This is a genomic window from Mesorhizobium sp. WSM4846 (assembly GCF_055811415.1).
Map to the genome: position 1 here is coordinate 81,694 of NZ_JBVVPZ010000027.1, position 8,093 is coordinate 89,786.

7 protein-coding genes, 2 tRNA genes and 1 pseudogene are annotated in these 8,093 nt (G+C 62.4%); 6 read left to right on the forward strand and 4 right to left on the reverse strand.

The features are described 5' to 3' along the window. Positions 1-36: 36 nt before the first annotated feature. Positions 37-861, reverse strand: a complete 825-nt coding sequence (gene bhcR / locus AC0L15_RS21655) for an HTH-type transcriptional regulator BhcR (protein ID WP_287248060.1) — start codon at positions 859-861, stop codon at positions 37-39. Positions 862-1,063: 202 nt separating this feature from the next. Here bhcR and gcl point away from each other — a divergent pair, with 202 nt between their 5' ends. From gcl to AC0L15_RS21670, 3 genes are all read left to right on the forward strand, one after another. Then, on the forward strand, positions 1,064-2,845 hold the full coding sequence (gene gcl / locus AC0L15_RS21660) for a glyoxylate carboligase (RefSeq protein ID WP_287248058.1): 1,782 nt from the start codon (positions 1,064-1,066) through the stop codon (positions 2,843-2,845). Positions 2,846-2,859: 14 nt separating this feature from the next. Next, positions 2,860-3,657: a hydroxypyruvate isomerase gene (hyi, locus tag AC0L15_RS21665; RefSeq protein ID WP_287248056.1), complete on the forward strand. Its 798-nt coding sequence runs from the start codon at positions 2,860-2,862 to the stop codon at positions 3,655-3,657. Positions 3,658-3,885: 228 nt separating this feature from the next. Then, entirely contained in the window at positions 3,886-4,773 is an 888-nt protein-coding gene (locus tag AC0L15_RS21670; protein WP_287248054.1) for a 2-hydroxy-3-oxopropionate reductase, read from the forward strand. 153 nt (positions 4,774-4,926) lie between these two features. On the opposite strand, the gene AC0L15_RS21675 is transcribed toward AC0L15_RS21670, so the two are convergent. Beyond that, the gene (locus AC0L15_RS21675; protein WP_287248052.1) at positions 4,927-5,775 is read right to left on the reverse strand and encodes a TrmH family RNA methyltransferase; all 849 of its coding nucleotides are present in this window, start codon (positions 5,773-5,775) and stop codon (positions 4,927-4,929) included. 200 nt (positions 5,776-5,975) lie between these two features. Between AC0L15_RS21675 and AC0L15_RS21680 the strand changes: the two genes are divergently transcribed. Next, a tRNA-Tyr gene (locus AC0L15_RS21680) sits at positions 5,976-6,060 on the forward strand. A gap of 71 nt (positions 6,061-6,131) precedes the next feature. Beyond that, positions 6,132-6,205 (forward strand) — tRNA-Gly (locus AC0L15_RS21685). Between the two features lie 106 nt (positions 6,206-6,311). On the opposite strand, the gene AC0L15_RS21690 is transcribed toward AC0L15_RS21685, so the two are convergent. Both AC0L15_RS21690 and AC0L15_RS21695 read right to left on the reverse strand, forming a co-directional pair. Continuing rightward, positions 6,312-6,716 (reverse strand): GFA family protein, encoded by a 405-nt coding sequence (locus AC0L15_RS21690; protein WP_473496984.1) that lies wholly within the window; start codon positions 6,714-6,716, stop codon positions 6,312-6,314. 105 nt (positions 6,717-6,821) lie between these two features. After that, positions 6,822-7,709 carry a DMT family transporter gene (locus tag AC0L15_RS21695; protein ID WP_287248050.1) on the reverse strand — a complete coding sequence of 296 codons (888 nt, stop codon included), beginning with the start codon at positions 7,707-7,709 and terminating at the stop codon, positions 6,822-6,824. Between the two features lie 307 nt (positions 7,710-8,016). On the opposite strand from AC0L15_RS21695, the pseudogene AC0L15_RS21700 reads away from it, so the two are divergent. Continuing rightward, a pseudogene (locus AC0L15_RS21700) lies at positions 8,017-8,093 on the forward strand (GTP-binding protein); the annotation flags it as partial.

Genomic DNA, 8,093 nt, shown 5'->3' on the forward strand with positions numbered 1-8,093 from the left:
CTTTGTCTGGAGGGTTGCCCGCTCGCGCTTATGGCGTCAGGCCTTAGCCGTCCTGCCGCCGATCATCTTCGTTACCGCCGCTGCCGCATCGCGCACCAGCGGGCCGATCTCGGCCAGCCGCTCCGGCGTGACCCGCACCGTCGGACCCGAAACCGAAACGCCGCCGATCGGCTCGCCGAACTCGTTGAAGATGGTGGCGGCCACGCAGCGCATGCCGGGGTGCCGCTCCTCGTCGTCGACCGACCAGCCGCGCAGCTTGATCGTCACCAGATCGCGGGCCAGCGACGAGATGTCGGACAGCGTCTTTTCAGTGAAGCGCTCCAGCCCGGCGCGGCGCAGGATGGCACCGACGCGCTCCGGCTCGAGATGCGCCAGCACCGCCTTGCCGATGCCCGATGCATGGAAGGAGCTGCGCGTGCCCGGCCGGAAGAAGGCGCGGATCGCCTGATGCGTCTCGACCTGGCTGACGAAGACGACGCAGTCGTCCTCGGCGACGCCGAGATTGGCGGTCTCGCCGGTCTTCTCCATCAATTCCTGCATGACGATGCGGGCGCGGTCGACCAGCTTGCGGCGGCGCAGGAACGCCGCGCCCATGCGATAGGTCTCGACGCCGATCGACCACAGCTGGTCGGTGCTGTCGAACTCGACCATGCCGTGGTTTTCCAGCGTCGTCAGCATGCGGTAGGCGGTGGAGGCGGGGAGGCCGCTCTGCGCGGCGATCTCGCTCAGCGACAGGCCGCTGCCTTCGGCGACGATGGCCAGGATGCGCAGCGCCCGGTCGAGCGACTGCACCGAAGTCGCCTCGGCCGGACCGTGGAAGGCGCGCGGCCGTCCGCGCTGGCGTTTTTCGGCGGTCTCCATAGCGGCATTCTTGCCGATTTCGCCAAATGCGCAATGAAAAAGTTTTTCACTGATTTGCCTCATAAATTTCGTGGAAAACAGAAAATCCAATTAAATCAAAATATAACGGCCGTTTCATAGAAATGAAAAAATATTCTGGAAAAATTGAAAAATAAGTGGCGCGCTGTCATTCTCGGCCATCAACAATTCCGTGGAGGCTGACATGGCCAGGATGCGCGCAGTCGACGCAGCGGTTCTCGTTCTGGAAAAGGAAGGCATTTCTTGCGCCTTTGGAGTGCCGGGTGCTGCCATCAACCCGTTCTATTCGGCGCTGAAGACGAGGGCTACGATCCGCCATATCCTGGCGCGCCATGTCGAGGCGGCCTCGCACATGGCCGAAGGTTATACCCGTGCCAGATCAGGCAATATCGGCCTGTGCATCGGCACTTCCGGTCCGGCGGGCACCGACATGATCACCGGCCTCTATTCGGCCGCGGCCGATTCCATCCCGATCCTCTGCATCACCGGCCAGGCGCCGCGGGCGCGTCTCAGCAAGGAGGATTTCCAGGCCGTCGACATCGCCGCCATCGCAGCACCCGTCGCCAAATGGGCGGTCACCGTCATGGAACCCTACCTGGTGCCAATGGCGCTGCAGAAGGCGTTCCACCTGATGCGCTCGTCGCGGCCGGGGCCGGTTCTCATCGATCTGCCGGTCGACGTGCAGCTGGCCGAGATCGAGTTCGACATCGACGCCTATGAGCCGCTGGTGCCGTTCAAGCCGGTAATGTCGCGCGGCCAGGCCGAGAAAGCGCTGAAAATGCTCAACGCGGCCGAAAGACCGTTGATCGTCGCCGGCGGCGGCATCATCAATGCCGATGCCTCGGATCTGCTGATCGAGTTCGCCGAAGTCACCGGCGTGCCGGTGATCCCGACGCTGATGGGCTGGGGCGCGATCCCCGACGACCACCGGCTGATGGCCGGCATGTGCGGGCTGCAGACTTCGCATCGCTACGGCAACGCGACGATGCTCGAGGCCGATTTCGTCTTCGGCATCGGCAACCGCTGGGCCAACCGCCACACCGGCTCCGTCGACGTCTATACCAGCGGCAAGAAATTCATCCATGTCGACATCGAGCCGATCCAGATCGGCCGTGTCTTCGCGCCGGATCTCGGTGTCGTTTCGGATGCCGGTGCGGCGCTCAAAATGCTGCTCGACGTCGCCACCGAGTGGAAAACGGCTGGGAAACTGCGCGACTGGTCGGGTTGGGCCAGGGAATGCCAGGGCCGCAAGAAGACGATGAAGCGCAAGACGCATTTCGACCAGGTGCCGCTGAAGCCACAGCGCGTCTACGAGGAAATGAACAAGGCATTCGGCCGCGACACCACCTATGTCACCACGATCGGCCTTTCGCAGATCGCCGGCGCGCAGTTCCTGCATGTCTACAAGCCGCGCAACTGGATCAATTGCGGCCAGGCCGGTCCGCTCGGCTGGACGCTGCCGGCAGCACTTGGCGTTCGCGCCGCTGATCCGGAGCGCAACATCGTGGCGCTGTCCGGCGACTATGATTTCCAGTTCATGATCGAGGAACTGGCGGTCGGCGCGCAGCACAAATTGCCCTATATCCATGTCGTCGTGAACAACGCCTATCTCGGCCTTATCCGCCAGGCGCAGCGCGGCTTTTCGATGGATTTCGAGGTCAGCCTCGCCTTCGAAAACGTCAACCGGAAAGACGATCCCGAGGCTGGCTATGGCGTCGACCACGTCGCGGTTGCCGAGGCCATGGGCTGCAAGGCGGTCCGGGTGCGCAGGCCGGAGGAGTTTGCCGGCGCCTTCAAGCAGGCGCAGCGCCTGATGAAGGAGCACCAGGTTCCGGTCGTGCTCGAATTCATCTTAGAGCGTGTCACCAACATTTCGATGGGCACCGAAATCGACAAGATCACCGAATTCGAGGAGCTTGCCGAACATCACGAAGACGCGCCGACGGCGATCGTCATGCTGGACTGAACGGAGAAAAAAGAATGCCGCGTTTTTCAGCCAACCTCTCGATGCTCTTTGGCGAGCACGATTTCCTCGGCCGCTTCGAAGCCGCCGCCCGCGCCGGTTTCAGGGGTGTCGAATATATCGGCCCTTATGACCATGCGCCCGATGTCGTTGCGGCGAGGCTGAAGAAGAACGGCCTGACGCAGGTGCTGTTCAACCTGCCGGCCGGCGACTGGGCAAAGGGCGAGCGCGGCATTGCGGTGTTGCCGGATCGTGTTCCCGAGTTCCGGCAAGGCATCGCCAAGGCGATCACCTATGCGCAGGCGCTGGGTTGCGAACAGGTCAACTGCCTCGCCGGCATCGCACCGCAAGGCGTCGAGCGTTCGGTGCTGGAAGACGTCTTCGCCGAGAACCTGGCTTTCGCGGCCGAGAAGCTGGAGCAGGCCGGCGTGAGGCTGCTGATCGAGCCGATCAACACCGGCGATATCCCCGGCTTCTTCCTCAACTATTCGGACCAGGCCATGGCGCTCATCGACCGCGTCGGCTCAAAAAACCTGTTCCTGCAATACGACATCTATCACATGCAGATCATGGAGGGCGATCTCGCCCGCACCATCGAGGCAAACCTCGACCGCATCGCGCATATCCAGCTGGCGGACAATCCCGGCCGTCACGAGCCGGGGACGGGCGAGATCAATTTTCCTTTTCTGTCCAGTCACATCGACCGCATCGGCTATACCGGCTGGATCGGGGCGGAATACAAGCCGAAGGGCGGGACGGAAGCCGGGCTGGGCTGGTTCCGGGAGTTTGTAGGGGAGGGGAACGCTGCGGCTTAGGGACGTTTACAATCGACGTCGAGTTCCGTCGCGCCCCCCTCTGGCCTGCCGGCCATCTCCCCCACAGGGAGGGAGATTGGATGTCACCGCCGCTTTCGCCAATCTACGAGGTTTTAGAAAGTTACAAGCCGAGGCCGAAACTGCCGATCTCCCCACCCGTGGGGGAGATGGCCGGCAGGCCAGAGGGGGGCGCGACGGAACACGGCCTTAAAAGAACGGAGAACAAAAATGGACATTATCGGCTTCATCGGCCTCGGCATCATGGGCGCGCCGATGGCGGGGCATCTGCTCGACGCCGGCTACACCGTCGTCGCCAGCGATCACCGCTCAAAACCGCCGGCCGATCTCGTCGCCAAGGGTCTAAAAACCGTCTCCGGCCATCACGCCGTGGCACGTGCCGCCGACACCGTCATCACCATGGTTCCCGACACGCCTGAGGTGGCCGACGTGCTGTTCGGCGACAACGGCGTCGCCTCGGGTTTGACCGCGGGCAAGCTGGTCATCGACATGAGCTCGATCTCACCGATCAAAACGAAGGAATTCGCCAGGAAGATCAACGACCTCGGCGGCGACTATCTCGATGCGCCGGTGTCGGGCGGCGAGGTCGGCGCCAAGGCCGCGTCCCTGACCATCATGGTCGGTGGCGAGGAAAGGGCCTTCGAGCGTGCCAGGCCGGTGTTCGAAAAAATGGGCAAGAACATCACGCTGGTTGGCCCCAACGGCGTCGGCCAGATCACCAAGGTCGCCAACCAGATCGTCGTCGCGCTGACCATTGAAGCAGTCGCCGAAGCGCTTGTTTTTGCCTCGAAAGCCGGCGCCGATCCAGCCAAGGTTCGACAAGCGCTGATGGGCGGGCTGGCGGCCTCGCGCATTCTAGAAGTGCATGGCGAGCGCATGATCAAGCGCAGCTTCGCGCCGGGCTTTCGCATCGAACTGCACCAGAAGGACCTTAATCTCGCTCTCGAAGGCGCCAAGACGCTCGGCGTCGCGCTGCCCAACACCTCGACGACGCAGCAATTGTTCAACTCCTGCGCGGCCAATGGCGGCGCCAAGGAGGATCATTCGGCGCTGGTCAGGGCGCTGGAGCGAATGGCGGGGCAGGAGTTAGGGGAGTAGGGGAATAGGGGAATAGGGGAATAGGGGAATAGGGCAGTAAGGCAGTAAGGCAGTAAGGCAGTAAGGCAGTAAGGCAGTAGGGATAGCGCTTGCAGCGAGCCGCAACCCGCCTTTCTCGCTGCCTTATTCTTACTCCCTTATTCCCCTGCTCCCCTAACCCAAAAACTTCCTCGCCGCATAAAGGCTCACCGCCGCGGCGTTCGACACGTTGAGCGAACGGATGGCGCCGGGCATGTCGAGCCTGGCCAGCGTCGTCACCGTTTCACGGGTCTTCTGGCGCAGGCCCTTGCCCTCGGCGCCCAGTACCAGCGCGATCTTTTCTCCCGAAAAGCTCTTTTCAAGTTCCGCCGGTCCGTCCGAATCCAGGCCGATGGTCTGGAAGCCGGCCTCGTGCAACTGGCCGAGCGCGTCGGCGAGGTTCTTCACCTCGATCTGGTCGATATGCTCCAGCGCCCCGGAGGCCGATTTTGCCAGCACGCCGGATTCATGCGGGCTGTGGCGCGCCGTGGTGATCAGCGCGCCGGCGCCGAAGGCGACCGCCGAGCGCAGGATCGCGCCGACATTGTGCGGATCGGTAACCTGGTCGAGGACCAGCACCAGCGTTGTATCGCCGAGCGCATCGAGCCGCTTGGGTTTTAGCGGCTCGGCTTCGATCAGCACGCCCTGATGGACGGCGTCGGAGCCGGTGACCTTGTCGATGTCTTTCGGCTCGACCATCTCTGTCTCAAAGGGCAGGGCGGCGAGGTCGGCGATCGCCAGCCGCTCGGCGGCGTTGCGCGTCACCAGCATCTTCTTGATCCGCCGGCGCGGATTGTCGAGTGCTGCTCGCACCGTGTGCAGGCCGTACAGCCGCACCAGCCCATCCGCGGCGGTCTCTCCTGGTGGTACCGGCTGGCGCGGCCTGAACGCCGGCGCGCCGCCGCTCTTCTCGTCGCGATGCGCGCGGCGCAGTTTGGCGTAGTGGGTGTCTTTCGGGGTTTTGGGCTTGTTATCGTTGCTCATGGCCGGTTCTATAGCCGTGTCGTTCGCCTATGGATACAGCCTGAAAACCCTGCTCGTCGGGTCGTCAACAAATTCAGCGCGTTTTGCCGGGATGTTGCGGTTGACAGTTTTGGGCGCTGCCGCCATAAGGCGCTTCGCGACGGGCTGCTCCTGCGGCCGCGACGCGTCGATGCCTCGTTGCATGGCTCCGGCGGCAGACTGGAGAGGTGCCCGAGTGGTTAAAGGGGACGGACTGTAAATCCGTTGGCTATGCCTACGTTGGTTCAAATCCAACCCTCTCCACCACTGCCGGCCCGGAAGCCCTGAAACGCAAAGCCTCGGACCGAAAAGTGCATAGCGGTTTTCGGGTGAAATGCGCGGGTATAGCTCAGTGGTAGAGCAGCAGCCTTCCAAGCTGAATATGCGGGTTCGATTCCCGCTACCCGCTCCAAGCATGCTGTTGAAGTCATTATCGAAAATAAAATAACTTCCTTGAAAATGCGCCGTGTCACTGCGTGTGCCTGAGCGGCAATGCCGTCATCCACATCGCCAGGTCTTCAGTCGGCGCCTCCGGTGACATGATCTTCGTATTGAGGCAGGTCGTCGGTGATCGTGGACCACTTCGCCTTGGAGCCGACAAAGATGTGGTGCGTCGGACGGCTGGCCGGCTCGTCGACGAGCGTCCCCATGGCGACGTGGACGAAGGCGCCGTCGCGGACCACCGAGTAGAGCAATGAGCCGCAGGTCTTGCAGTGCACGTTGTGGCCGGTCTCATCGCCAAAGATCAGGAGGTTGTCCTCGCCCTTGGTCAGGCTCAGTCTCTCACGCTCGATGCCGGCAAACGGCTTGAAGGCCGAACCGGTGGTGCGCCGGCAGTCCGAGCAGTGGCAGTTGGCGGCGTAGATGAACTCGTCGGCCACCGCGTATTGCACGGCGCCGCACAGGCATTTTCCGGCAAGCATGCGGTTGCCGACGTTCTCCTGGCTTGTCACAGGTTTCTCCATTTTTTGCGGGCAACGGGCCAAGTTGAAAATTGTGATGTAACCGTTTGGTCACCACTGCCCAAATTATGCGACGACGGTCAGTCGGCGCCGCCGCTCGTCGAGCGACACGATGGTCAGCCCGCTGGCCACCACCAGCAGGATACCGCCGATCGCCAGCGCGTTCGGCAATTGCTGGAACACCACCAGGCCGGAAATGACCGCCCAGACGGTGAAGCAGTAATAGAACGGCGCCACGACGCCGGTTGGCCCGGCGCGATAGGCCATGAAGATGAAGAAATGGCCAAAAATCAGGAACAATCCGGCCCCGGCCATCAGCAGTAAATGATGCGTCTCGGGCGCCACCCACCGCTCCGACATCAGATGCGCGACGCCTGATCCGACCAGCACCACCACCACCGCGGAAATTGCGACGATCATTCCGGGCACGTCGGCGGCGACCCGGCGCCCGGCGAGATCGCGCGCGGCGGCGAACGCCGCATTGCCGAGCGCCAGCAAGGCGTAGACCGAGATTCCCTGCATCGTCGGCTGCGCCACCATCACCGCGCCGATGAAGCCGAGCCCGATCAGCGCCATGCGCAAGCCGCCGATCCGTTCGCCGAACAGGACAGAGGAGCCAATCAGCATGAGCAGGGGCGTGATCTGTCCCAGGGCGGTCGAATCGGCGATCTGCATGTTGGCGAGCGCCACCACGTAGCAAAGGATTGCCGCCAGCTCGAGCAGGTTTCTTTGCAACACTCTCCTGTCGAGGATCAGCGGGATCTGCCTGGCGTAGCCCAGCGCAAACAGCAACGGAATGCCCCACAGTGTTGCCGCCGTCCCGCGCAAAAACAGCACTTCATAGGGCGGCAGCCCAACCGTCGCGAGCTTCAACATGGTGTCGTTGGCGACATAGGACCCGGTCGACAGGATCATGAACAGCGGGCCGCGGATGGCGATCGGAATGAAATGCATCGGATCAGGAAATCAGACCGGCGTCACACCGGCAATGGGCCAGATCCGGCAGTAAAATCCGGCAAGGCGGACAGGCGGAAGCAGCGATGTCCATTCGCTGAATGGCGATACCCGCGGAACCTATCTTTGGCCATTCCATTTCTTCTTGTTCGTTCCTATATCCGCGCCACATCCCCGAAAACCGGATCATGGGTTCAGACCGGGTGAGAAAGCCCCGGCCACAAGACACTTGTGTTTTTCGGCCGCAGTCGCTAATCGCCCCGCATTCGACTGAACTGAAGGTCCAGGCCGTCCAAGGAAAGAGACTATGGCAAAAGGTAAATTCGAGCGTACAAAGCCTCATGTGAACATCGGCACGATTGGCCATGTCGATCATGGCAAGAC

Excerpts from the sequence above, each read along its gene's own strand:
- hyi (WP_287248056.1), top strand. The coding sequence starts at position 2,860 with ATGCCGCGTTTTTCAGCCAACCTCTCGATGCTCTTTGGCGAGCACGAT.
- AC0L15_RS21675 (WP_287248052.1), bottom strand. The coding sequence starts at position 5,775 with ATGAGCAACGATAACAAGCCCAAAACCCCGAAAGACACCCACTACGCC.
- gcl (WP_287248058.1), top strand. The coding sequence starts at position 1,064 with ATGGCCAGGATGCGCGCAGTCGACGCAGCGGTTCTCGTTCTGGAAAAG.
- AC0L15_RS21670 (WP_287248054.1), top strand. The coding sequence starts at position 3,886 with ATGGACATTATCGGCTTCATCGGCCTCGGCATCATGGGCGCGCCGATG.
- AC0L15_RS21695 (WP_287248050.1), bottom strand. The coding sequence starts at position 7,709 with ATGCATTTCATTCCGATCGCCATCCGCGGCCCGCTGTTCATGATCCTG.
- bhcR (WP_287248060.1), bottom strand. The coding sequence starts at position 861 with ATGGAGACCGCCGAAAAACGCCAGCGCGGACGGCCGCGCGCCTTCCAC.
- AC0L15_RS21690 (WP_473496984.1), bottom strand. The coding sequence starts at position 6,716 with ATGCTTGCCGGAAAATGCCTGTGCGGCGCCGTGCAATACGCGGTGGCC.